Annotated in this window: 20 protein-coding genes; 10 read left to right on the top strand and 10 right to left on the bottom strand. The window is 64.2% G+C overall.

The genetic code is table 11. The features are described from left to right. From ACXAEK_RS08395 to ACXAEK_RS08385, 3 genes are read right to left on the bottom strand one after another with little or no spacing between them, the layout of a single operon-like run. The gene (locus ACXAEK_RS08395; protein WP_475041141.1) at window positions 1-159 is read right to left on the bottom strand and encodes a hypothetical protein; all 159 of its coding nucleotides are present in this window, start codon (window positions 157-159) and stop codon (window positions 1-3) included. Between the two features lie 3 nt (window positions 160-162). Continuing rightward, entirely contained in the window at window positions 163-1,497 is a 1,335-nt protein-coding gene (locus ACXAEK_RS08390) for a DUF4178 domain-containing protein (RefSeq protein ID WP_475041140.1), read from the bottom strand. Continuing rightward, window positions 1,494-2,102: a DUF4178 domain-containing protein gene (locus ACXAEK_RS08385; RefSeq protein WP_475041139.1), complete on the bottom strand. Its 609-nt coding sequence runs from the start codon at window positions 2,100-2,102 to the stop codon at window positions 1,494-1,496. The genes ACXAEK_RS08390 and ACXAEK_RS08385 overlap by 4 nt, the downstream gene beginning before the upstream one ends. 302 nt (window positions 2,103-2,404) lie before the next feature. Between ACXAEK_RS08385 and zwf the strand changes: the two genes are divergently transcribed. Genes zwf through eda form a run of 3 tightly spaced genes read left to right on the top strand, consistent with a single transcriptional unit; the run spans window position 2,405 to window position 6,364 of the window. Continuing rightward, the gene (zwf, locus tag ACXAEK_RS08380) at window positions 2,405-3,853 is read left to right on the top strand and encodes a glucose-6-phosphate dehydrogenase (protein ID WP_475041137.1); all 1,449 of its coding nucleotides are present in this window, start codon (window positions 2,405-2,407) and stop codon (window positions 3,851-3,853) included. A gap of 48 nt (window positions 3,854-3,901) precedes the next feature. Next, window positions 3,902-5,710 carry a phosphogluconate dehydratase gene (gene edd, locus ACXAEK_RS08375; protein WP_475041135.1) on the top strand — a complete coding sequence of 603 codons (1,809 nt, stop codon included), beginning with the start codon at window positions 3,902-3,904 and terminating at the stop codon, window positions 5,708-5,710. A gap of 3 nt (window positions 5,711-5,713) precedes the next feature. Beyond that, on the top strand, window positions 5,714-6,364 hold the full coding sequence (gene eda, locus ACXAEK_RS08370; protein ID WP_475041133.1) for a bifunctional 4-hydroxy-2-oxoglutarate aldolase/2-dehydro-3-deoxy-phosphogluconate aldolase: 651 nt from the start codon (window positions 5,714-5,716) through the stop codon (window positions 6,362-6,364). 12 nt (window positions 6,365-6,376) lie between these two features. On the opposite strand, the gene ACXAEK_RS08365 is transcribed toward eda, so the two are convergent. Both ACXAEK_RS08365 and ACXAEK_RS08360 read right to left on the bottom strand, forming a co-directional pair. After that, entirely contained in the window at window positions 6,377-7,306 is a 930-nt protein-coding gene (locus tag ACXAEK_RS08365; protein WP_475041131.1) for a carbohydrate kinase family protein, read from the bottom strand. A gap of 81 nt (window positions 7,307-7,387) precedes the next feature. Continuing rightward, the gene (locus tag ACXAEK_RS08360) at window positions 7,388-9,022 is read right to left on the bottom strand and encodes a N,N-dimethylformamidase beta subunit family domain-containing protein (protein WP_475041129.1); all 1,635 of its coding nucleotides are present in this window, start codon (window positions 9,020-9,022) and stop codon (window positions 7,388-7,390) included. Between the two features lie 136 nt (window positions 9,023-9,158). Between ACXAEK_RS08360 and ACXAEK_RS08355 the strand changes: the two genes are divergently transcribed. After that, complete coding sequence (locus ACXAEK_RS08355) at window positions 9,159-9,827, top strand: DsbA family oxidoreductase (protein WP_475041127.1); 669 nt, start codon at window positions 9,159-9,161, stop codon at window positions 9,825-9,827. Window positions 9,828-9,935: 108 nt separating this feature from the next. Here the strand turns inward: ACXAEK_RS08355 and ACXAEK_RS08350 are convergent, their stop codons facing one another. After that, on the bottom strand, window positions 9,936-11,264 hold the full coding sequence (locus tag ACXAEK_RS08350; RefSeq protein ID WP_475041126.1) for an aspartate aminotransferase family protein: 1,329 nt from the start codon (window positions 11,262-11,264) through the stop codon (window positions 9,936-9,938). Next, window positions 11,261-12,043 carry a 3-keto-5-aminohexanoate cleavage protein gene (locus ACXAEK_RS08345; protein ID WP_475041124.1) on the bottom strand — a complete coding sequence of 261 codons (783 nt, stop codon included), beginning with the start codon at window positions 12,041-12,043 and terminating at the stop codon, window positions 11,261-11,263. Before ACXAEK_RS08345 ends, ACXAEK_RS08350 begins: the two co-directional genes overlap by 4 nt. 284 nt (window positions 12,044-12,327) lie before the next feature. Here ACXAEK_RS08345 and ACXAEK_RS08340 point away from each other — a divergent pair, with 284 nt between their 5' ends. Next, window positions 12,328-13,725, top strand: a complete 1,398-nt coding sequence (locus tag ACXAEK_RS08340; RefSeq protein ID WP_475041122.1) for an aminotransferase family protein — start codon at window positions 12,328-12,330, stop codon at window positions 13,723-13,725. Between the two features lie 84 nt (window positions 13,726-13,809). Here the strand turns inward: ACXAEK_RS08340 and ACXAEK_RS08335 are convergent, their stop codons facing one another. From ACXAEK_RS08335 to ACXAEK_RS08325, 3 genes are all read right to left on the bottom strand, one after another. Beyond that, window positions 13,810-14,565 carry an SDR family oxidoreductase gene (locus ACXAEK_RS08335; RefSeq protein ID WP_475041121.1) on the bottom strand — a complete coding sequence of 252 codons (756 nt, stop codon included), beginning with the start codon at window positions 14,563-14,565 and terminating at the stop codon, window positions 13,810-13,812. A gap of 216 nt (window positions 14,566-14,781) precedes the next feature. Next, the gene (locus tag ACXAEK_RS08330) at window positions 14,782-15,813 is read right to left on the bottom strand and encodes a permease (protein ID WP_475041119.1); all 1,032 of its coding nucleotides are present in this window, start codon (window positions 15,811-15,813) and stop codon (window positions 14,782-14,784) included. Then, complete coding sequence (locus ACXAEK_RS08325; RefSeq protein WP_475041118.1) at window positions 15,806-16,129, bottom strand: ArsR/SmtB family transcription factor; 324 nt, start codon at window positions 16,127-16,129, stop codon at window positions 15,806-15,808. Before ACXAEK_RS08325 ends, ACXAEK_RS08330 begins: the two co-directional genes overlap by 8 nt. Window positions 16,130-16,406: 277 nt before the next feature. Here ACXAEK_RS08325 and pdxR point away from each other — a divergent pair, with 277 nt between their 5' ends. From pdxR to ACXAEK_RS08300, 5 genes are all read left to right on the top strand, one after another. Continuing rightward, window positions 16,407-17,867 (top strand): MocR-like pyridoxine biosynthesis transcription factor PdxR, encoded by a 1,461-nt coding sequence (pdxR, locus tag ACXAEK_RS08320; protein ID WP_475041116.1) that lies wholly within the window; start codon window positions 16,407-16,409, stop codon window positions 17,865-17,867. 260 nt (window positions 17,868-18,127) lie between these two features. Further along, on the top strand, window positions 18,128-19,900 hold the full coding sequence (gene xsc / locus ACXAEK_RS08315) for a sulfoacetaldehyde acetyltransferase (RefSeq protein ID WP_475041115.1): 1,773 nt from the start codon (window positions 18,128-18,130) through the stop codon (window positions 19,898-19,900). 4 nt (window positions 19,901-19,904) lie between these two features. Continuing rightward, window positions 19,905-20,651, top strand: coding sequence for a sulfite exporter TauE/SafE family protein (locus ACXAEK_RS08310; RefSeq protein ID WP_475041114.1), 747 nt, complete (start codon window positions 19,905-19,907; stop codon window positions 20,649-20,651). Window positions 20,652-20,695: 44 nt separating this feature from the next. Then, on the top strand, window positions 20,696-21,724 hold the full coding sequence (gene pta / locus ACXAEK_RS08305; protein ID WP_475041112.1) for a phosphate acetyltransferase: 1,029 nt from the start codon (window positions 20,696-20,698) through the stop codon (window positions 21,722-21,724). Window positions 21,725-21,820: 96 nt separating this feature from the next. Next, window positions 21,821-24,643 carry a molybdopterin oxidoreductase family protein gene (locus ACXAEK_RS08300; RefSeq protein ID WP_475041111.1) on the top strand — a complete coding sequence of 941 codons (2,823 nt, stop codon included), beginning with the start codon at window positions 21,821-21,823 and terminating at the stop codon, window positions 24,641-24,643. Window positions 24,644-24,688: the final 45 nt, after the last annotated feature.

Below are 24,688 nucleotides of genomic sequence, written 5' to 3'. Positions count from 1 at the left end.
TTATTTGACGTGGCCGTTTGCAGAGCGCCCGCCGCTGGCGGCGCGGATGGATGTGTCCAGGTCCCGGCTCTCGCCGCCGTAGCCCTGGTACGAGACATAGGTGGCCCCGGCGATGGACACCGCGGACATGGTCAGAAAGATGATGCGGAACAGGTTCATGGCTTAGTCCTCATCGCTCCAGTCGCTGCCCCGCCAGCGGGCCTTGCGGTGCCACCAGGCGCGCAAGAACCCCTGCCCGGCCAGAAGGCCGAACACGATGGCGAGCAAGCCCATATAGAGCCCCGAAGACAATCCGGATTTCGCGGAAACCGTAAGCTTGCTCAGCGCGGGCTGGGATTGCAGTTCCGCATTCTTGCGCTGCGCCTGGGCGCTTTGCGGGTAACTCAGCTCTGTCCAATGGCCGCTTTCCTCGATTTCCAGGCTCAGCGTGTAGGTGCCCGCCATCTGCGGCCGGAAAGCAAGCACCGCCGTGTTGTCGCCCTCGGTCCAGCTGCCTTCGGAATCCCGGCCGTGGTAATACTCAACCGTGCGCCCGGCCTGAAACACCGGCTCATCCTGCGGATCCGTCAGCTCAATACCGACAAACGCCCAACTGTTGCTGGTATTCCCTGTCAGCCGGATGCGCGTCAGTTTGCCGGCCGTGCTGACGTCCACCGGCAGCTCTGCCGGCAGCTCAGCAACCGTCAGAACGGTCCGCTTCAGCGCGGTCTCTCCCGCGCGCCCTTGCAGGTTCATTCCGATGATCAGGCAAATCACCGCGCAGGCAGCCGAGACCCATTTGATGAAACCGAAATTCACCCCGGCCTTGAACGGCTGCAGCGGATGCACTTCGCGCGGCTTCAACCCGGTTTGAATGCCGAAACCCGCCTCTGCATCCTTGACCGGCAAATACTGCGACAGCCAGACCTCGCGTTCGCTGCCGGTTTGCGCAAAGCTCAGCATCATATCATCGGCCAGCGCAGTAACCGACGTTGATTTTTGGCCCTTCCTGGGGGACCAGGTGAATTCCCCTTCGGCAAAGGTGATCCGGCTGGTAGAAGTGTCGTAGTAATGGAACGTGCGCGATCCGGTGTGCACCTTTGGCCGGTGTTCCGCCCGTTCCACCCGATGCACCGGCAACCATACCGGGCGCCGGTAGCGCCGTGTGAAGACCAAATGCCGGTCCTCGATCGTTAGCCAGGCATAGCCGTGGGTCGGGGAATAAAGCTGGTGATCAACCCAGATCCAGGTCCGCACGCCCCAGCGTTCCTCGTGCTGGAGCGTGCCGATTACCGTGTATTCCGCACCGAACAGAGTCCCTGCCATACCAATTTCAAACGGGCTGATGGGGCGCTCAATGTCGTTGAACTTGCGAACAGCGCGGTAGTTGTCCAGCGCGTCCAGTTCGGTGCCGCAGTAAGGGCAGATATGCACCGTCACCCGGCCGCCGCCCAGAATATCCAGCCCTGCCCCGCAAGAGGTGCAATTGACCGCCTTCAGATCCGCATTGCGGGTCATGCCAGAACCTCAGCCTCAAACGGGTCGAACCAATGGCCGCGGTACCATTCGCGGCTGCTGCCCTGGAACTCCCCCGACAAAAGGGTGCCATCTTCGCCCTGCAGGTTCACAAAGCGGTAGCGTTCTCCGACCAGCAGTGCCTGGCTGAAACTGCCGCGCACCGCCACGCATTCGGCATCATCTTCCTCGGTGACGGTGAAACGCCCGCCGCCGTAGTCAAGACTTTGCCCCAGCCGCAGATACCCGTCGTAGCGCGGCCAGTCAGAGCGCTGCAGCTCCCGTTGCAGCACGATGTCGCCTTCGTCCACCGACACCCAGCAAGAGGCGCCGCGTCCGTCCAGCGCCCAGAATTCATCCCAGAACCCGCGCCCGTAGGAAAACCGCGCATGGCCCAGGATCTGCAGGGTCTGGCTGCCCAGCTGGACCGTGCTGCCCAGCCCGAACAGCATCGGCGCATCATGCATGGCACCCGCCTCGCCGGCCAGGCGGGCCTGGTCGTCCTCCAGAAACAGTGTGGTTCCGCAGGACAGGCAGGCGGTCAACTTGACCGCAGCCGCAGCCGGTTCCACCGGGCTGGCACAATTGGGGCAGTGAAACGTGCTCATGGCCTCCCCTTTCCCGAAGCCGCGGATCAATTCAAGCGGGAAGTTAAGAAGACCTGAACAATTGATCAGTACTGTTGACCCAATGTTTCGCGCGCGAAACATTTGGACAGAATGACTGACCTACTTTCACCCGCGGCGGCAACGGCATTTTCCGATGGTCCTGGCAGACGCTATATGTTAGCGATAACTCAACTTTAACCAGCCCTGTGCCAGCAGAGGCAATTGAATTGCCCCGCGCCAGGCGGCACAATGACCCGGCCCCTGGCACCTCCAGGCCCCTATGGAACAGCGATGTAAAATCAATGGTTTCCCGCGTCATTCCAGTTGAACCCTTCGACCTCGTGCTGTTTGGCGCGACCGGCGATCTGGCCCGCCGCAAGATCCTGCCGGCGCTGTTTCACCGCTTTCAGATCGGCCAGTTCAGCACGGACTGCCGCATCATCGGCAGTTCCCGCAGCGATCTGACCGCAGAGGAGTTCCGCACCCAGACCGCCGAAGCGATCCGCGATTTCGGCCAGGATGTGGAAACCACGCCGGAGGAGATCACGGCCTTTACCGCCCTATTGGACTATGCAGCGGTGGATGCCCGCGGCGCGGATGGATGGGATGTGATTCACGGGAAACTGCGCGAGGACTGCGTACGGGCGTTTTACCTGTCGGTTGGCCCCTCGCTGTTTCCAGACATTGCCCGCCGCCTCAGCGAAACCGGCATCGCCACACCCGACAGCCGCATCGTGCTGGAAAAACCCTTCGGCCACGACCTTGCCTCGGCGCAACAGCTGAACGCCGCCCTGCGCGAACATTTCGAAGAGAGGCAGATCTACCGGATCGACCACTACCTGGGCAAGGAAACCGTGCAGAACCTGATGGCGCTGCGTTTTGCCAATTCCCTGTTCGAACCCTTGTGGAACTCCTCCCACATCGACCACGTGCAGATCACCGTCGCCGAAAGCATCGGCATTGAGGGGCGCGAGGAATATTACGACAAATCCGGCGCCATGCGGGACATGGTGCAGAACCACCTGATGCAGCTCATGTGCCTGACCGCGATGGAGCCGCCCGCCCAGTTCACCCCCAACGCCGTGCGGGATGAAAAGGTCAAGGTGATCGAGGCCCTGCGTCCGGTGCCGCAGTCCAACATCGCCCGCGGCCAGTACCGCGGCAAGGACGGCAACAGCTACCGCGACCACGCGGGCAATGCCTCCAGCCGCACCGAAAGCTATATCGCGCTCAAGGCAGAGGTGGCGAACTGGCGATGGGCCGGCACGCCGTTCTACTTGCGCACCGGAAAATGCCTGCGCGAACGGGTGAGCGAGATCGCGGTCTATTTCCGCGACCCGCCGCACAACATCTTCGAAGGCTCCGGGACGGTGCATGGCAACGTGCTGGTGATCCGCCTGCAGCCCGATGAAGGCATCACCCTGAAGACCACTATCAAAGATCCCGGGCCCGGCGGCATGCGCCTCACCGGCGCCAACCTGGACATGACCTTCGCTGATGAGCTGCCGGAGTCGGGCCGCCCGCAGGATGCCTATGAGCGGCTGATCATGGATGTGATCCGCGGCAACCAGACCCTGTTCATGCGTGGCGACGAGGTCGAGGCCGCCTGGGCCTGGGCCGATCCGATCATTGCCGGCTGGCAGGACGCAGGCGAGCCGCCGCAGCCCTATGACCGGGGCAGCACCGGCCCTGATAACTCGCTCTTGCTAATCCACCGCGACGGCCGCCGCTGGCGCAGTATCGGGGCATGAGATAACCGCCCTCCCCATTGCCCCCGCAGTTTGCTACAAAGGCACCCCATGAGCTTGAACCCCACACTGGCCGCCGTCACCGACCGCATCATCGCCCGCAGCGAGGCCACCCGCGCGGCCTATCTGGAGCGGATGCGCGCGGCCCGCGGCAAGGGGCCTGCAAGGGCGCATCTGTCCTGCTCGGGCCAGGCCCACGCCTATGCCGCCACCGGCACGGACCAGCAGACACTGGCCCAGGGCAGCAAGGGCCACCTCGGCATCGTCACCGCCTATAATGACATGCTGTCGGCGCATCAGCCGTTTGAGACCTATCCCGCGCTGATCCGCGATTCCCTGCGCGCCGCAGGCGGCACCGCGCAGGTTGCTGGCGGCGTGCCCGCCATGTGCGACGGCGTCACCCAAAGCGAACCGGGCATGGAGCTCAGCCTGTTCTCCCGCGATACCATCGCCATGGCCGCAGGCGTCGCCCTCAGCCACAATGTCTTTGACGCCGCCGTCTTCCTCGGCGTCTGCGACAAGATCGTGCCGGGCCTGGTGATCGGCGCCCAGGCCTTCGGTCATATCCCGGCGGTGTTCCTGCCCGCAGGCCCGATGACCAGCGGCCTCGCCAATGACGAAAAAGCCAAGATCCGCCAGCAGTTCGCCGCCGGGGAAATCTCCCGCGAAGACCTGCTGAAGGCGGAAATGGCCGCCTACCACGGCCCCGGCACCTGCACCTTCTACGGCACCGCCAACACCAATCAGATGCTGATGGAGTTCATGGGGCTGCACCTGCCCGGCTCCTCCTTTGTCACCCCCGGCACACCGCTGCGCGAGGCGCTGACAGTGGAGGGCGCCAAACGCGCCCTGTCGCTCAGCGCCCTTGGCAACAATTACACCCCCGTCTGCGACGTGCTGGACGAGAAGGCCTATGCCAACGGCATCGTCGGGCTGATGGCCACCGGCGGCTCCACCAACCTCCTGATCCACCTGATCGCCATGGCCCGCGCGGGCGGCATCATCCTCGACTGGCAGGACTTCGCGGATCTCTCCGACGTGGTGCCCTTGCTGGCGCGCGTCTATCCCAATGGGCTCGCCGACGTGAACCACTTCCACGCCGCGGGCGGTCTTGGCTATCTGATCGGCGAGCTGCTGAAGTCCGGCCACCTGCACCCTGATACCAAGACCGTCGCCGGCGAAGGGCTGGAGCACTACGTAATGGAGCCCTTCCTCTCCGAGGACGGCCTCACCTTCCGCGAGGGCCCGGGCCAAAGCCTGAACGACGCGGTGCTGCGCCCGGCAGAGGCGCCGTTCCAGGAAACCGGCGGGCTGAAACGCCTGACCGGCAACCTCGGCACCTCTGTCATCAAGGTTTCGGCAGTGGCCAAGGAACACCAGGTGATCCAGGCCCCGGCCCGCGTCTTCCATGACCAGGCGGACGCCAAGACCGCTTTCAAGGCAGGTGAGCTGACCGGCGACGTGATCGTGGTGGTCCGTTTCCAGGGCCCCAAGGCCAACGGCATGCCGGAATTGCACAGCCTTACGCCGTTCCTCGGCATCATGCAGGGCCGCGGCCAGAAGGTGGCGCTGGTCACCGACGGGCGCATGTCCGGTGCCTCCGGCAAGATCCCAGCAGCGATCCATGTGGTGCCCGAAGCCCTGGACGGCGGCCCGATTGCCAGGATCCAGGACGGCGACATGCTGCGGCTGGACGCGGTGAAAGGCACCTTGGAGATCCTGACAGACGGCGCGCTGGAGCGTGCGCCTGCCACCGCCGACCTCAGCGCCTATCAGCACGGCACCGGGCGCGAGCTGTTTTCCCTGTTCCGCCGTTCGGTCGCTTCGGCCGACGAAGGCGCCAGCGTGTTCGGAGTTTAAGCGATGCGGATAACCCCTCAGGACGCCAGCCTGCGCACCTGCGAAATCTGTGCCCTGGCGCCGGTGATGCCGGTGCTGGTGGTCGAGGACGCGGCCCATGCCCGCCCCCTGGCCCAGGCACTGGTTGCCGGCGGTTTGCCCGCACTGGAAGTCACCCTGCGCACCGGTGCGGCGCTGGATGTGATCCGCGAAATGGCGCAGGTGAAGGGCGGCATCGTGGGGGCCGGCACGCTGATCACCCCAATGGACGCCGAAGCCGCCAAGGAGGCCGGCGCCCAGTTCGGCGTCTCCCCCGGTGCCACCGATTATCTGCTGGATGCCTGTGAAGCCATCGGCCTGCCGCTGCTGCCCGGTGCTGCCACCGCAACCGAGGCGATGCGGCTCCTGGCCCGCGGCTATGGCATGCTGAAATTCTTCCCGGCCGAGGCCTCCGGCGGCGCGCCGGCGCTCAAGGCCATTGGCGCACCGCTGCCGCAAATTTCTTTCTGCCCCACCGGTGGTGTCAGCCCCGCCAATGCGGACAGCTATCTGCGGTTGCCCAACGTGGTTTGCGCCGGGGGCAGCTGGGTCGCCCCCAAGGATCTAGTCCAGTCCGGGAACTGGAGCGCGATTGAAGCACTGGCACAGGAGGCCAGCCAGCTCGGTGTCCGCTGAACTGCCGGGAACCTATTGGGCAAGCTCGGACCGCCAGGGCGGGTTGGCGCCGGACCGGGTCACCGTGACCGCTGCCGCCTGCACCGCAAAGCGCAGGCAGGCCGCTAAATCCTCCGTCGTGGCCTCACCTGCGGCCAACGCCGGCAGGCAGTCCAGTTCCTGTACCTTGGCGAGAAAGGCTGCGCTGAAGGTATCGCCTGCACCTACAGTGTCAGAGACCTGCACTGGCACAGCTGGCACCCGCACACGGCGGCCATCCGGAAGAGACGCCTCTGCCCCTCTTTCTGCCTTGGTCAGAAGCACCAGCCTGGGTCCGGCAGCGTGCAAGGTCTCCAGCTTTTCCGCCAAGTCTCCGCTGGGGTGCAGCAGCGAAAGATCTTCCTCTGAAACCTTCACGATATCCGCCAGCGCGATCATCTTCTCCAACCGCGCGCGATAGGCGGCCTCATCCCGTGCAAAACCCGGCCGCACATTCGGGTCCAGCATTATCACCCGGCGGCCGGCCTCGCGCTCTGCCAGCGCCAGATAGGCGTTTGCCGCAGGCGGGTTGCACAGGCTGATACCGCCAAACAGCAGAACATTCGCACAGTCCGGCAATTCAGGCAGCGCCGCAGGAGTGAGAGCGCTCCCTGCCGTGCCCTGATCATAAAAACTATAACTCGCGCTGCCATCGGCGAGGTGAACAAAGGCAAGCGTGCTGGGGTGCGGTCTGATGACAGCCAACGAAGTATCCACGCCGGCTGCTGCAAGCTCCTCCAGCAGCAACTGGCCAAAGGCGTCGCTGGACAAGCCGCTGAACAGCCCGGCAGTGATGCCAAGACGGCCCAGCGCCAGCGCAGTGTTGAACGACGCACCGCCCCCATGCGGCACAAAGGCGGACCGCCCATCAGCGGTCCCGCCTGGCAGCATGTCGATCAGCGCTTCACCGCAGCATAGGATCATTAACCTGTCCTCCTTTCGCCTGTTTTGCCCGGAACCGCCGGGTTCCCAAATCTCCGGGCCGGACGCGCCTGCCGGCTGAAATCAGATGCCAAAGCGGTCCAGAACATTGCGGGTGATACGCTCCACCTGCCAGTCGCGGCGGGTGAGGCCCATGACCCATTCGCAAGTGGCGGCGTTGAAGACCTCACCCGCCCCGCGCTGCCAATGCAGGATCACGCCGTTGCCGCGGGCGGAGCGGTCGATGGTTTCGGGCGTCGCCGCGCCATGCATCGCTTCCGCTTTGAACACCGCGTCGCCGTCGCCGATATAGATTGTCTCACCCCAGATGCCATGATCGGGCTCTATGTTGGTGGCGAGACCCAGCGCCAGGATCTGCATCTGCGGGTCGGCGCCGTCGCTGCCGGTGGGATAGGGCAAGCCGTCCTCCATCCGGTAGTCCACCCCGTCCACCTCATAGCCGAAGATCCGCGAGGCGCCGCCGATCTGATCGCCATAACCCAGCTGCGCGCTTTCAAAGGCCCAATGCTGCGGGCGGTAGACGGTGTAGCCGCCGCTGTTCTGGCCGGCACAGCGGCCAAAGCCGGTGTACATGCCCTGCAAGCCATTGGCGCCAAAGGTTTTGGTGCCCGGCCAGTTGACCGGGGCCACTTCCCAGGCGGCGGTGGTCAGGTGTTCTTGCCCGGTGCCCGACAGCGGGTCCTGCGCGGCGTTGTATTTGTAGCAGACCTGGGTGCGGCCTTCGTCCTCGATCCTTGTTTGCCACAGGAAATTTCCGGCAAAGCGTGCCACCCGGCCGCCGTTTTCCGTGTAGCGGTCGACGGCATGGCGCATATTGGCGCTCCAGTACTCATCGTGACCCACGAAGATCGCGCATTTGTGGCGGCTGAGCAGCCCTGGGTCCGCCTCCAGGTCGTGCTGGGTGGCGAAATCAAGCTCATACCCCTGCGCCTCGGCCCAGCGGGCGAAGTGGCGTTCATAGCTGGCCCAGCCGGCGGAGGCGTATTTCTTGGAGTAGCCATAGGCATAGGCCCATTCCATGTAGGGGTAGCGCACCATGCCGCCCGGCACGTGCGGCACCTCAGGCACCGCACGGGGGGCGCCTTGGGGCAGCTTGCAGAAACCGCGGGTCCAGGGCCGCTGGGTCGAGACCACGGGGGCGAATGCGTTGCCTTCGGGGCCGGTGATGCCCTGGTAATGGTTCGAGCCGCCCCAGCAGTTGTAGGCGAGCCAGGTGCCGGTGGCGCAGACCAAGAGGTAGGTGGCTGCCGGGCGGTCCGGGGCGCGGCGGACCAGGATCAGGTGATGTTCCTCGACGCGGTCGCCGTCGCGTTCGGCGGTCAGTGTGAGCAGATAGCCGCCCTCTTGCCAGTCATTGGGGATGGTGAACTGGTAGGACATCTCCCAACCGCAACCTTTGATCGAGCAGTCCGCCGGGGTGGGCTGATGCGTGCCTTTCAGGCCGGTCTCGTGCAGCACCGGGCGGTAGTCTGCACCGTCGCGGCCGATCTCCAGGTCAAAAGTGGCGGCAGTGGTGGAGACATGCAGCGCCACCGTCTCCCCCGGCGCGTAGGTGACGCGCGGGGTGTAGCCCCAGATCTCCAGCACCGCCGCATCGCGGGCCGGGCCGATGTAGTAATTATCGAGGATATGCCGCGCCTTGGCACGGGTGCGCGGGGTATTGGCCGGAGCGGCGCTTTCAGAGGGGGGCGTGGTCATCGGGGCCTCAAATCTTGGGTGCTGACGCCACGTTGGGAGAGTTCCGCGAGGCACGCAAGCCTGTCTGCGACAGTTGTTTTTTGCCGCTGCCGCTCCCATTTGCTGTGCAGTGAGATTGCAGCGCAAAGGACCCGCAATGGCAGAGACCTCTAACAGCCCCGTTCTGCGGGTCGACATCATCTCGGATGTGGTCTGCCCCTGGTGCGCGGTCGGTTACAACCAGCTGGCTTTTGCCGCCCGCCGGGCCGGCGTGGCCTTGGATGTGCACTGGCAACCCTTTGAGCTGAACCCGGATATGGTGCCGGAGGGCGAGGAGCTGCGGGAGCATCTGGCCACGAAATACGGCAGCACTGTTGAACAGTCGGCACAGGTGCGGGCGCAGCTGACGGAGCTGGGGGAGGCGTTGGGATTCCCCTTCCGCTTCTTTGACGGCATGCGGATTTACAACACGTTTCAGGCGCATCAACTGATCGAATGGGCCGAAGAGCGCGGCAAAGGCCACGCGATGAAGCAGGCGCTGCTGGCTGCCTATTTCACCGATGGCAAGGATGTTTCGGACCTTGGGGTGCTGGTGGAAGCCGCTGAAAACCTTGGCCTGGATGGCGCAGAGGCACGTGCTGGCTTGGAGAGCGGCAAGCATGCCGACAGCGTGCGCCAGCGCGAAGCGTTCTGGGTGCAACAGGGCATCCGCGGAGTGCCTGCGATGGTGTTCAATGGCCGCCATTTGGTGACCGGGGCGCAAGGCGTTGAGAATTATGCCGGCATCCTGGAGCAGCTTGGCGCTGCCGAAAGCGAATTTCGCTGAGGGCAGCGCCCGTCCCGGCGGGGTGGGAAGCGAAGCGCCCGCCCCGTGGGGGGCGGGACGGGCGCTGCCCGGCCGGCGGCCGGGCGATGCGTCATTTCTTCCAACCGCTTAGATTTGCGGCAGGCACTGGGTGATTGCGGTTTCCAGCTTGTCCACCACCTCGGTGATCTGTTCCTCAGTGATGATGAAGGGCGGCGCCAGCAGGATGTGGTCGCCGTTCTGGCCGTCGCGGGTGCCGGACATCGGGTAGCAGATCAGGCCGGCCTGGAACGCCGCTTTCTTGATGTTTTTGGCCAGCGCCAGGGCGGGGTCGAAGGGTTCCTTGGTGTCGCGGTCGGCGACCAGCTCTACCCCGCGGAACAGCCCGCGGCCACGGATGTCGCCGACGTTGGGGTGCTGGCCAAAGCGGTCTTCCAAGGCCGCCTGCAGCTTTTCACCCATCTCGGCGCAGCGCTGCACCAAGCCGCGCTCCAGCATTGCCTTGACCACGGCAAGGCCCGCAGCGGTGGCCACCGGGTGGCCGATATAGGTATGGCCGTGCTGGAAGAAGCCGGAGCCATGCTCGATCGCCTCATAAATCTGCTTGGTGCACAGCATGGCGCCGATCGGCTGGTAGCCGGCACCGAGGCCCTTGGCGATGCACAGGATGTCGGGCGCCACGCCGTCGGCCTCGCAAGCAAACAGATGGCCGGTGCGGCCCATGCCGCACATCACTTCATCGAGGATCAACAGCACGCCGTACTGGTCGCAGATCTCGCGGATGCGCTTGAAATAACCCTCAACCGCCGGCACTGCGCCGGAAGTGGCGCCAACCACCGGTTCGGCCATGAAGGCCATCACGGTATCAGGCCCGAGGCGCAGGATTTCCGCCTCCAGCTCATTTGCCACCCGCTGGCCATAGTCATAGCTGCTCTCGCCCTCAGCCCGGCCTACGTATTCGTAGCAGGGTGAAATGTGGGAGATCTCGATCAGCAGCGGTGCGAACTGGGTGCGGCGCCATTCGTTGCCGCCCGCCGCCAGCGCGCCCAGGGTGTTGCCGTGGTAGCTTTGCTTGCGGGCGATGATGTGGCGGCGCTGCGGCTCGCCGCGTTCCAGGTGGTACTGGCGGGCGAGTTTGATAGCCGCCTCAGTCGCCTCGGAGCCGCCGGAGACAAAATAGACCCGGTCAATGTCGCCCGGTGCGTTGGCGACCAGCAGGTCTGCCAGTTCCTCCGCCGGTTCAGAGGTGAGGAAGCCGGTATGGGCAAAGGCCAGCTTGCCCGCCTGGTCCTGCACCGCCTTGATGACATCAGCGTCGGAATGACCGAGGCAGGACACGGCGGCGCCGCCGGAGCCGTCGAAATAGCGTTTGCCGTTTGCGTCGATCAGATAGCAGCCGTCGCCGGAAACAGCGGTGGGCAGATCAGCCTTGGTGTGGCGGGGGAAAACATGGCTCATGATCGATGCTCCTTGAGAGTATGGCCCTGGGCCGCTGCAGCCTGAACAAAGGCGGTGACCGAGGCTGCGTTATCTGCCAGCAGCCCGCCTTCGGGTGTTTCGATGTTATTCTCAAATCCAATTCGCGCATCCCCGCCCGCTGCCACCGCAGCCAGCAGGCAGGCGTGCTCCTGCCGGCCAAAGGCGCAGACGGTCCAGTTCAGGCGCAAATCTGCCGTTGCGTCACGGAATGCCGTCAGGCCTTCGGGATGTGCCAGCACCGGCGGGTGGTATTTCCCAAGAACAAAGATCGCATCGCGCATGGTGCCCGGCACGGTGCCGTCCTGATACCAGGCCTGCAGCTGGGCGATGCACTCGGGACCGTAAAGAATGTGCTGCACCCTGGTGCCTGCCTCCAAGCTCAGCGCATAGGCGCGTGCGGCCAGCTGCGGATCGCGTGCCATTTCCCGCACCGAGACCGAGGCAGCCGCCGGGCGCAGCGCCTCAAGACAGGCAAGCTGATCAGCAACGTCAAAGATACCGGCGCTTTCGGTGGTGATCTGGACGGCCATGCCTGGCGCGCTTTCCTGCACCGCATCAAGGGCTTCGCGGTAGCGGCCGGCATCCAGCGAGTGGCGCCCCGCATCATCGCGCACGTGCAAATGCAGCGCCTGGGCGCCGGCCGCGGAACAGGCCGCCGCCGTCTGTGCGGTCTGCGCCGCTGTTATCGGCAGCTGCGCGTGATCGCCGCGCGTGCGCCGGGCACCGTTGGGCGCCACCATCAATCCGTATTCCGCCACCGGTTCCCTCCTTTGCGGCCTGCCCCGCCGCAACTCGCGCCCAGGGGTTGATGCAGACTGACCCGGCGACACATCCGCTCTCAATAAGGCGATTTCAAAACATCTGTTTTATTCCATTTCATGCCGGGCAGCCCGCCGGATTTGCCCGCCTCTGGACCTAAGCAAGCACATGCTCTGGCCCTAACGAATTACACGAAACTGACGTTTCTGGTACATAATACGCCTCAGAAGCCCTGTAGGGTCCCGGGCAGCCTGATTCACTTCCAACGCCGAAAGGACATGTCATGGACGGCACGTTCAACGAAAACGATCTCTCCCGCGTAGTCGAGGCCGACAAGGCCCACATGTGGCACCACCTGTTCCAGCACAAGGCGCTGGAATCCTCCGACCCGCGCATCATTGTCGAGGGCAAGGGCATGCGCGTCTGGGATCAGAACGGCAAGGAGTTCCTGGATGCGGTTTCCGGCGGCGTCTGGACCGTCAACGTCGGCTATGGCCGCGAGAGCGTCTGCAAGGCCGTCTACGACCAGCTGATGAAAGTCTGCTACTTCGCCAACTCCGCGGGCTCTATCCCCGGCGCGCTGTTTGCAGAAAAGCTGATCGAAAAGATGCCGGGCATGACCCGCGTCTACTACACCAACTCCGGATCCGAGGCCAACGAGAAGGCCTTCAAGATGATCCGTCAGATCGCCCACAAGAAATACGGCGGCAAGAAAACCAAGATCCTGTACCGCGACCGCGACTACCACGGCTCCACCCTGGCGACCATGTCGGCAGGCGGCCAGGACGAGCGCAATGCGCAGTACGGCCCGTTTGCGCCGGACTTTGTCCGCGTGCCGCATTGCATGGAATACCGCAAGCATGAGCTGGGCCTGGAGCACCTGTCCGGCCGCGAGTTCGGCATTGCCGCGGCGGATGCCATCGAGGAAGTGATCCTGCGCGAAGGCCCGGAAACCGTTGGCGCCCTGTGCCTGGAGCCGGTGACCGCAGGCGGCGGCGTCATTGAAGCGCCGGAAGGCTACTGGGAGCGCGTGCAGGAGATCTGCAAAAAGTACGACGTGCTGCTGCACATCGACGAAGTGGTCTGCGGCGTCGGCCGCACCGGCAAGTGGTTTGGCTACCAGCAGTACGGCATCAAGCCCGACTTCGTGACCATGGCCAAAGGTGTGGCTTCCGGTTACGCGGCGATTGCCTGCATGGTCACCACCGAGGAAGTCTTTGAGATGTTCAAGGACGACAGCGCCGATCCGATGAACTACTTCCGCGACATCTCCACCTTCGGCGGCTGCACTGCAGGCCCGGCGGCGGCGCTGGAGAACATGCGCATCATTGAGGAAGAAGGCCTGCTGGAAAACACCGTCGCCATGGGCGAGCGGATGCTGAACAACCTGCGCGCGCTGCAGGAAAAGCACGCCGTGATCGGCGATGTGCGCGGCAAGGGCCTGTTCCTGGGTGTTGAGCTGGTGCAGGACCGCGAAACCAAGGAACCGGTGGACGAGAAGCTGGCCCAGCAGGTTGTCGCGGACTGCGGCGCGCAGGGCGTGATCATCGGCGTCACCAACCGCTCGCTGCCGGGCCGCAACAACACCCTGTGCTTCAGCCCTGCGCTGATCGCCACCGCAGACGACATCGACGCGATTTGCGATGCGGTCGACAAGGCCCTGACCAAAGTTTTCGGCTGACACCTTCTCCCTGTTGGACGAATTGACTGCGCCCTGGCACTGCCGGGGCGCTTTTTCGTGCGGGACCTTCAGCCGGGGCGCGGTTCAGACAAGCCGCGCCGCAATCCCGCCGTCTACGGCCACTGGCCCGCCCGTCACGAAGCTGGCGCGGTCCGACAGAAGGAACAACGCTCCTTGGGCAATTTCCTTCGGCTCGGCCATCCGTTTCATTGGATGCAGCCCGGCAATGAAACTGTGGATGTCCGGATCATCGCCGGCCATGGCGGTTTTGGTCCCCCCTGGCAGCAACGCGTTTGCCCGGATGCCCTCGGCGGCCAGATCGGACGCCAGCGACTGCACCAGGCCGATCAGCCCCGCTTTTGAGGCCGCATAAGCCACCATGCCCGGCATGCCGCCATTGCTGAATCCGACAAAGGAGCCGGTGAACACCAGCGAGCCGCCGCCCCTTGCGCGTAAGGCGGGAACCTGCGCTTTGGCAGAGAAAAACGCACCAGTCAGATTGGCCGCAATCACTGCGTTCCAATTGGCGGCATCCATCTGCTCCACCGGTCCGGTATCGCCCATCATGCCGGCGTTGTTGAAAGCCCCGTCCAGCCCGCCGAACTCTTCCGCCGCCAGCGCAACCAGGGCTTCGCAATAGGGTTCCGATGTGACATCCCCGGCCAGAAAGGCCGCCTTGCCGCCACTTTGATTGATCTGCCCGGCAAGGGTCTGCATTTCAGACTGCCGCCGTGCACCCAGCACGACATTGGCGCCTTCTGCTGCAAACAGCAGCGCGGCCGCCGCGCCGATACCGCTGCTGGCGCCGGTGATGATCAGTGTCTTGTCCTTCAGTTCCATCGTCAAAGCCTCCATAGGTTGAATGCCTTGACCTAACCGCGGCGTTTGCGCGCTCTCGACCCGTTTCTTGCGGTTGCCGCCAGTACCCGCCCCGTTCCCGCAAGAAACGGGTCGGAAAGACGGGATGCGCCGCGCGTCAGCGCGCGCCGGGCCCAACGGGCGCGGGGCAATCTATGATTGCGTCGCGACGGGCGGGAGTGCTGCGCCGCAGGCGCCTCAAGCCAGTTGGAACAGGATGCCTGAGACAATGGCGCCGCTGACCCCCAGTCCCAGATAAGTGACGAAGACCTTTGGCTTCACCAGCGACCAGACCGCCGCCATGGCAGGCACTGAGCTCACCGCGCCAGCCACCATAAAGGCCATCGCAGCGCCCGCGCTCATGCCCTGCTCCATCAGCCCCGCCAGCAAGGGCGGCGCCACATAGGAGTTCAGGTAGGCAGGCATCCCGACCAGCGCCGCAATGGCAATCGGCAGCACGCCCTCGCCCCCCACCAGCCCTGCAATCACATCCGCGGGCACATAATGGACCAGCAGTGACTCCAGCACATAGGCCAGCGCCAGCCATTTCAGCAGGAACACCCCGTTGGAGACAAATTCAGCGCGGAACTTCACCCGGCGCTCTGCCTCGGTCCAGAACCGCCAGTTTGGCTTGGCCTCCAATTTCGGCGCGCCGCAGCTGCTGCAACCGGCAGCCGGCTGCTGGCGCAGCGGGCTGGCAAAGACACCCTGACCACGCAGCAGCTTGATGGCAAAGCCGCCGAACAGCCCGAGCGCCACCGCCGCCGCCGCCTTGCCGATGGCAAAGGGCCAGCCCAGCGCGCCTGCGGTGATCAGCAGTGTAGGAGGATCAATGAGCGGCGAGGACAGCCAGAAGGCCATCACTGCCGACAAGGGCGCGCCCAGCGCCAGCAGGCCCGCGATAAAGGGGATCACCTCGCAGGAGCAAAATGGTGCCAGCCCGCCGAACAGGGCGGCCAGAAAGATCATCCGGGTTTCGCGTCCCTCAAAGGCGCGGGCCACCATCACCTCGGCGCCGGTTGCCTTGAGATAGGCCAAGAGAAACACCGCAAAGAGGATGTATTTTGCGGTGCTCATCAAGGCAGCCGCAGCGAATTCCGCAACCGAGCCGAAGTTGCCCGGATCCAGCACCGCAGCCGCCGCCAGCAGCGCAACGCTCAGGGTCCAAGGGGTCTTCAGCCAGTTGCCCAGCGTTTTCGCGGGCCGGGAGCTCTGCGTCAGATCAGCCATCGTTTGCTGCCTTTCCGGCTGCGTCCGCGCAGCACTCGCTGAGAATGAAGGCGGCCAGCGCTTCCAGCCGGGTGAAGCCGGCGCGGCTAATGGTCGAACGCCCCATGCGTTCCTGTTCGACCACTCCCGCAGCGGACAGAAACTTCAGATGATGCGCCAGCGTCGACGGTGCGATGCCGGTTCGGTTCTGGATTTCCCCCACGGTCAGCCCCGCATCTCCGGCCCGGATCAGGCAGCGCAGCACCTGCAGCCGGGCCTCGGACCCCATCGCAGCAAAGCCCTGTGCGGCTTCTTCCCACTCCACTTCATGAGGCATGATGTCAGATTCCATTGCTTCGGTAAAACTAGTTTTATAGTTTTTTAAGCGAATTTCAAGAGGACAACTTGCCGGAACTGAGGCGCGGCCGGGCCATCGCCCGCAAGAGAGACAGAGGAATGCCAGCAGCCCATACCGGCGCCTGAGCACCAGATGGCCAAAAATTTGGACACTGCGGCCAGTTGGCACTGCCCGCAGTCCAGAGTAAGCCGCAGATTTCCGCAAACTGGCCCTAAGTCCAGATTGCACCGCGCTTAAGTCCACCCTAAGGTGGCGCATGGCCATTTCTGTCGACACCTTCTTTCTCAATCCGGACGCCCAGGGCACGCTGCAAGCGCAGATCCAGGAGATGATTGCCGAGGGCATTCTATCGGGCCGGTTCCGGGTTGGAGAGAAGCTGCCCTCTTCGCGCAAATTGGCGGCACATCTTGGGATCAGCCGGATCACGGTGACGCTGGCTTATACTGAGCTTCTGGCCAATGACTATCTCACCTCGCGCGGGCGGTCCGGGTATTTTGTGTCGGAGAACGCCCCGGTGCCGCCCTCATACACGCCGCAGCAGAAGTCCGGCGACGCGATGGATTGGGGCAAGGTGCTGGCGCGCAGCTTTACTGGCGGCGACACGCCAAGAAAGCCCGAGGGCTGGCGCGATTACCGGTATCCGTTCATCTACGGCCAGGCCGATGCCTCGCTGTTTGATCATGCCAACTGGCGGCTGTGTGCGCTGCGGGCCTTGGGGCAAAAGGACTTTGCCGCGCTGGCCAATGACTACTTCGACCAGGACGACCCGCTGCTCTTGGAGTATATCGCACGGCACACCCTGCCCCGGCGCGGCATTACTGCACGGCCCGAGGAAATCCTGATCACACTGGGTGCCCAGAACGCGCTGTGGATCACCTGCCAGTTGCTGCTGAACCGCGGGCGGCGGGCGGCGGTGGAGGATCCGGCCTATTACACCCTGCGCGACCAGGTGGTGCAGACCCGCTGCCAGCTGGATTGCATTCCGGTGGATGAGGGCGGGCTGCCGCCTGAGCAGATTTCAGAAGACACCGACGTGATCTTCTGCACCCCCAGCCACCAGAGCCCGACCACCTTCACCATGCCGATGGAACGCCGCAAGGAGCTGCTGCAGCGGGCCAGCGACATTGATGCGGTGATTGTCGAGGACGACTACGAGTTCGAAATGTCCTTTCTCGGGGCGCCGTCGCCATCGCTGAAGTCGCTCGATACCGAGGGGCGGGTGATCTATGCCGGAAGCTTCTCGAAGTCGCTGTTCCCGGGGCTGCGGCTGGGCTACATGGTCGGTTCGGAACCGTTCATCCGCCAGGCCCGGGCACTGCGCGCGAGCGTTCTGCGGCACCCGCCGGGGCATGTGCAGCGCACCGTCGCCTATTTCCTGTCGCTCGGCCATTACGACGCCCAGATCCGCCGCACCGCCAAGGTGCTGCATGACCGCCGCGCGGTGATCGAGGATGCAATCCGCAAGCATGGTTTGACCATTGCCGGTGTTGGCAGCTTCGGCGGCTCGGCCCTGTGGATGCAGGCGCCGGAAAATGTGGACGCCACTGCGGTGGCCGAAAGGCTCAAGGAAAAGAGCGTCATTATCGAGCCCGGCGCGCCGTTCTTTGCCGCCGAGCACCGCAAGCAGAACTATTACCGGCTGGGCTATTCCTCGATTCCAGCCACCCGAATCGAGCCCGGGCTGGCCTTGCTGGCCAAGGCGCTGAAGCAAGGCTGAGGCAAACTCCCTCCGCGCAGACCGCGACAAATGATACCAAACGTATCACTCATTGAGTCATCTCATTTTATGGCGCTCTCACGCTGCAACTCGCTGATGCTTATGTGAAAATCCGGCGGTACTATTTTCATGGATCCAGTTTTGGACCTATCCGGGTTTCAGAACTGGCCCTAACCCGGTCCGCACCCGCCCCCTAAACCAGAGTCAATTCCCGGCAGCGCGTCCGGGGGAATTCCGCGTCTCATTCAGGAGAACCCGCCATGAAAATGACCACCGAAGAAGCCTTCGTCAAAGTCCTGCAGATGCACGGCATCGAGCATGCCTTTGGCATCATCGGCTCGGCAATGATGCCGATCTCGGATATCTTCGAGCCTGCAGGCATCACCTTCTGGGACTGCGCCCACGAAGGCTCCGGCGGTATGATGGCCGACGGCTACACCCGCGCCACCGGCAAGATGTCGATGATGATCGCCCAGAACGGCCCGGGCATCACCAACTTTGTGACCGCCGTGAAAACCGCTTACTGGAACCACACCCCGCTGCTGCTGGTGACCCCGCAGGCCGCGAACAAGACCATGGGTCAGGGCGGCTTCCAGGAAATGGAACAGATGCGCATGTTCGCCGACTGCGTCTGCTACCAGGAAGAAGTGCGTGACCCGTCCCGCATGGCCGAAGTCCTGAACCGCGTAATCATGCAGGCCAAGCGCAACTCCGCTCCGGCTCAGATCAACGTGCCGCGCGACTACTTCACCCAAGTCGTCGACATTGAGCTGCCGGCCGTTGTCGACTTTGAGCGCCCCGCAGGCGGCACCGACGCGGTCAACGAGGCAGCTGAGCTGCTGTCGAACGCGAAATTCCCGGTCATCCTGAACGGTGCTGGCGTTGTCATCGGCGGCGCGATCCCGTCCTCGATGGCGCTGGCTGAACGCCTGGACGCCCCGGTCTGCGTTGGCTACCAGCACAACGACGCCTTCCCCGGCTCGCACCCGCTGTTTGCCGGCCCGCTGGGCTACAACGGCTCCAAGGCCGGCATGGAACTGATCTCCAAGGCCGACGTTGTTCTGGCCCTCGGCACCCGACTGAACCCGTTCTCCACCCTGCCCGGCTACGGCATCGACTACTGGCCGACCGACGCGAAGATCATCCAGGTTGACATCAACCCGGACCGCATCGGCCTGACCAAGAAAGTCACCGTCGGCATCGTCGGCGACGCCAAGCAGGTTGCAGACACCATCCTGGGCAAACTGTCCGGCACCGCAGGCGACGAGGGCCGCGAAGAGCGCAAGGCGCTGATCGCGCACACCAAATCCTCCTGGGCGCAGGAACTGTCCTCGATGGACAGCGAGCAGGACGATCCCGGCACCACCTGGAACGAGCGCGCCCGCGCTGCTAAGCCTGACTGGCTGTCGCCGCGCCGCGCATGGCGTGCGATCCAGGCCGGCCTGCCGAAGGATGCGATCATCTCATCCGACATCGGCAACAACTGTGCCATCGGCAACGCCTACCCGTCCTTCGAGGAAGGCCGCAAGTACCTGGCCCCCGGCCTGTTCGGCCCCTGCGGCTATGGCCTGCCGGCGGTTGTCGGCGCGAAAATCGGCTGCCCGGACGTTCCGGTTGTCGGCTTCTCCGGCGACGGCGCCTTTGGCATCGCGGTGACCGAGCTGACCGCAATCGGCCGCGAGGAATGGCCCGCCGTGACCCAGGTTGTCTTCCGCAACTACCAGTGGGGTGCTGAAAAGCGTAACTCCACCCTGTGGTTCGACGACAACTTTGTCGGCACCGAGCTGGACACTCAGGTTTCTTATGCCGGCATCGCCCAGGCCTGCGGCCTGAAGGGTGTTGTGGCCCGCACCATGGACGAGCTGACCGACGCCGTGCGTCAGGCCTGCGAAGACCAGAAGAAAGGCATCACCACCCTGATCGAAGCCATGATCAACCAGGAACTGGGTGAGCCCTTCCGCCGCGACGCGATGAAGAAACCGGTTCAGGTTGCAGGCATCAGCAAGGACGACATGCGTCCGCAGAAAGTCTGAGACCATGGATCTGCCCTTTGACCTGTCCACCGGCCAGGGGGCATTTCTGGCCGCCGCGTTATTCGCGGCGGCCCTGATCCGGGGCTTTTCCGGCTTTGGATTTTCCGCAATCTTCATCATTCTGGCGGCTTTGACGACCAATCCTTTGCCGCTGATCCCGGTGGTGTTTTCCTGCGAAATCGCCATGACCGCCTTTCAGGCCCGCGACATCCGCCCGCATATAGATTGGCACCGCGCCTTTGCCCTGCTGGGCGGCGCTGCAGTTGCCACCGTTCCCGCCATCGCCATCATGGCGCGGCTGGGGGAATATGAGGCGCGGCTGGCAATCTCGAGCCTGATCCTGGTGCTGAGCCTGGTGCTGCTGAGCGGCTGGCAAGTCAGCCGCCCCGTCGGGCGCAATGGCACCGCAGGCGTCGGCGCGCTGTCCGGCATCGCCAACAGCGCCGGTGTCGGAGGCCTGGTCACCGCGGCCTTTTTGACTGCGCAGCCAGTGCCGCCTGCGGTGTTCCGGGCCACGATGATCGTATTTCTGACCGGCATCGACATCATGGCGCTGCCGGTGATGGCCGCAAACGGGCTGGTGGGGCCTCAGACCCTGACCGGCATCCTGCTGGCCTTTCCGATTCTGGGCCTCGGCATTTGGGCCGGGTCCCGCACCTTCCAGCTGGTCTCGCAGTCGCTGTTCCGCCGCGCGGTGGTGCTGATGCTGACCGCACTGTCGCTGATCAATATCGCGCGGCTGGCGTTCTGACCGTCCCGCCCTGCCCCGAAACCGCTGTTACAGGACCGCCTTCCGTGACCCATACCTTGTCCCCGCTCGAACTTCTGAAAGCCGAAGCCCCGGCCACCCGCCCCGTTGTTGCGCTGAGCGAGGGTACGGACCCGCGCGTGGTGGCAGGTGCCCTGGCCGCGCAGCAGGCAGGCATCGCCGATGTGATCCTGGTTGGCCCGCAGGCTGAGGTCGAAGCCGCCCTCCAGACTGAAGGCGCCGCAGCAAGCGAAGGTGTCGCTGTCCATGACCCGGCCACCTCTGATCTGACCGCCAGCTTTGCCGCCGAGTACTATACGCTGCGTAAGCATAAGGGCGTGGATGAGGCCAAGGCCCGGGCCGCCGCGGAAACCCCGCTGGTCTATGCCGCCATGCTGGTGCGCCTGGGCCATGCCACCGGCACCGTCGGCGGCGCCGTCCACACCACCGGCGACGTGGTGCGCAGCGCCATCCAGGTAATCGGCATGGCGCCGGATGCGGGCATGGTCTCCTCCTTCTTCCTGATGTACCCGCCGGAAAGCGCGCCCGGGGGCGCCCGCGCGATGCTGTACTCAGACTGCGGCCTGGTGATTGATCCCAAGCCTGCCGAGATGGTCTCCATTGCTGCCGCCTCAGCCCAATCGGCCAGTGCGCTGCTGCGGGTGGACCCGAAACTGGCCTTCCTCAGCTTTTCGACCAAGGGCAGCGCCAAGCACCCGGCGGTGGACAAGGTGACCGAGGCCTTGGGCCTGTTCCAGGAGGCGCACCCCGAACTGCCCGCCGATGGCGAACTGCAGTTCGACGCAGCCTTTGTCTCCTCGGTCGGTGAGCGCAAATCGCCGGGTTCCGCCGTTGCAGGCCAGGCCAATGTGATGATCTTCCCGAACCTGGACGCCGGCAACATCGGCTACAAGATCACCCAGCGGCTGGGCGGTTACTCCGCCATCGGCCCGGTCTTGCAGGGGCTGGCGAAACCCGCCAACGACCTGTCACGCGGCTGCAGCGCCGAAGATGTGACCCAGATCATCGCCGTCACTATCCTGCAGGCTGCTGGCGCCAAGCATGCGGAAATCTGAACAAACGTTCCTAAAGCCCAAACCGATGCAGAACACTATTCCCAAATTGAGGCATTCCGTCATACGGTCGCCCGAAACTCCCAACAGGACCCGCCCATGACCCATCAGCAGCCAATCCTGAACACCTCGCCTAAGGTCTCGGACGAGATCCGCAAAACCACCTGCTACATGTGCGCCTGCCGCTGCGGCATCAACGTGCACATGAAGGACGGCAAGGTTGCCTATATCGAGGGCAACCGCGATCACCCGGTGAACAAGGGCGTGCTGTGCGCCAAGGGTTCAGCCGGGATCATGCAGGTCAACGCACCGTCCCGCCTGAAGGCCCCGATGATCCGCACCGGGCCGCGCGGTTCCGGCCAGTTCAAGGAAATCTCTTGGGACGAGGCGCTGGCGATTGCGGTGGGCTGGCTGGAACCGGTGCGTCACGAGGCGCCCGAGCAGCTGGCGTTCTTTACCGGCCGCGACCAATCGCAAAGCTTCACCAGTTTCTGGGCGCAAAGCTTTGGCACCCCGAACTATGCGGCGCACGGCGGCTTCTGTTCGGTCAATATGGCGACCGCCGGCATCTACACCATGGGCGGCGCCTTTTGGGAGTTCGGCCAGCCCGATTGGGACCACACCAAGCTGTTCCTGCTGTTCGGCGTCGCCGAGGACCATGACTCCAACCCGATCAAGATGGGGCTGGGCAAGATCAAGAAACGCGGCGCGCGGGTGATCGGCGTCAACCCGATCCGCTCGGGTTACAATGCTGTTGCGGACGATTGGGTCGGCATCACCCCGGGCACCGACGGTCTGTTCATCCTGTCGATGATCCACGTGCTGATGAAGGCCGGCAAGATCGACCTCGACTACCTCAGCCGCTTCACCAATGCACCGGTTCTGGTGAACGCCTCGGAAGGCCCTGAAAAGGGCCTGCTGATGCGTGACGAGGACGGCAAGATGCTGGTCATCGACCGCAACACCGGCAAGCTGACCCCGTTCGACCAGCCCGGCGTGCGCCCGGACCTGTCGGCGGTCTACGAAAAAGACGGCGTTACCCACCGCCCGGTCTTCCACCAGATGGCCGAGCGGTATCTGGCGGACGAATACGCCCCCGAAGCGGTCGCGGAGAAATGCGGCATCCCGGCCAAGCGCATCCGCGCTATCGCGGGCGAGCTGGCCCGCGTCGCCTTTGACGAGGCGTTTGAGCTCGACCGCGAGTGGACCGACTTCCGCGGCGAGAAGCACACCAAGATGGTGGGCCGCCCGGTTGCCATGCACTCGATGCGCGGCGTCTCGGCCCATGCCAACGGCTTCCAGACCTGCCGCGCGCTGCATGTGCTGCAGATCCTCCTGGGCACCGTCGAGGTCCCCGGCGGCTTCCGCTTCAAACCGCCCTACCCCAAGCCGGTTGAGGCGCATCCGACCCCGCACTGCAAGGCCACGCCCGACACCCCGCTGGACGGTCCGCACCTGGGCTTTGTGCGCGGGCCGGAGCATCTGGCACTGAAGGAAGACGGCAGCCCGGCGCGGATCGACAAGGCCTTCACCTGGGAAAACCCGATGTCGGCCCACGGGCTGATGCATATGGTGATTTCCAACGCGCATGCCGGCGATCCCTACAAGATCGACACGCTGTTCATGTATATGGCCAACATGTCGTGGAACTCCTCCATGAACACCAAAGGTGTGATGGAGATGCTGACCGACAAGGATGAGAACGGCGACTACAAGATCCCGCATATCATCTACTCGGACGCTTATAGCTCCGAGATGGTGGCCTTTGCCGACCTGATCCTGCCCGACACCACCTATCTGGAGCGCCACGACTGCATCTCGCTGCTGGACCGCCCGATCTGCGAGGCGGATGCGGCGGCCGATGCGATCCGCTGGCCGGTGATCGAGCCGGACCGCGACGTGCGCGGCTTCCAGACGGTGCTGATCCAGCTGGCCAACCGGATGAAGCTGCCGGGCTTCACCAACGAGGACCGCAGCGCCAAGTGGAAGGATTACGCCGACTATATCGTCAACCACGAGCGCAAGCCGGGCATCGGCCCGCTGTCGGGTTTCCGCGGCGAGGACGGCAGCAAGACCGGCCGCGGCGAAGTGAACCCGGAGCAGCTGAACCAGTATATCGAAAACGGCGGCTTCCATGTGGCCCACATCCCGGAAGGTGCGGATTACTACAAACCGTGGAACGCTGCCTATCAGGATTGGGCCGTGGGCATGGGGCTCTATGACAGCCCGCAGCCCTACCTGTTCCAGCTTTACGTGGAACCGATGCGCAAGTTCCAGCTTGCCGCCGAAGGCCATGGCGAGCGCCAGCCGCCTGAGCATCTGCGCCAGCGGGTGAAGGACGTGATGGACCCGCTGCCGATCTGGTATGAGACCGACCAAGAGGGCAACGAGGGATTCACCGTCAACGCGCTCACTCAGCGCCCGATGGCGATGTACCACTCCTGGGGCACCCAAAACGCCTGGCTGCGCCAGCTGCACGGCCGCAATCCGCTTTATGTGCCAACCAAGCTGATGCGCAAGCACGGGCTGCAGGATGGCGACTGGGCCAAGGTCACCTCGCCGCATGGCGAAATCACCGTGCCGGTGATGGAAATGGCAGCGCTGAACAGCAACACAGTCTGGACCTGGAACGCCATCGGCAAGCGCAAAGGCGCCTGGGCACTGGAACAGGACGCACCGGAGGCCACCAAGGGCTTCCTGCTCAACCATCTGATCCACGAGCTGCTGCCTGCCAAGGGCGACGGCATGCGGTGGGCCAACTCAGACCCGATCACCGGCCAGGCAGCCTGGTTCGACCTGAAGGTCAAAATCGAAAAGGCCGCGGCCCCGGCAGACCTGCAGGAAAGCCAGCCCGCTTTCCCCGCGCAGGAGTCGCCCGTCGGCACCGGCCCCAAAGAACTGAAGTGGAAAGTCGGCAAATGATCCGCCCCCTTCCTCTTGCCCGAAATATCCCGGGGTCTGGGGCAG

It is taken from the genome of Leisingera sp. ABM4_101, assembly GCF_056158725.1.
This window is presented reverse-complemented; position numbering and strand designations above follow the sequence as displayed.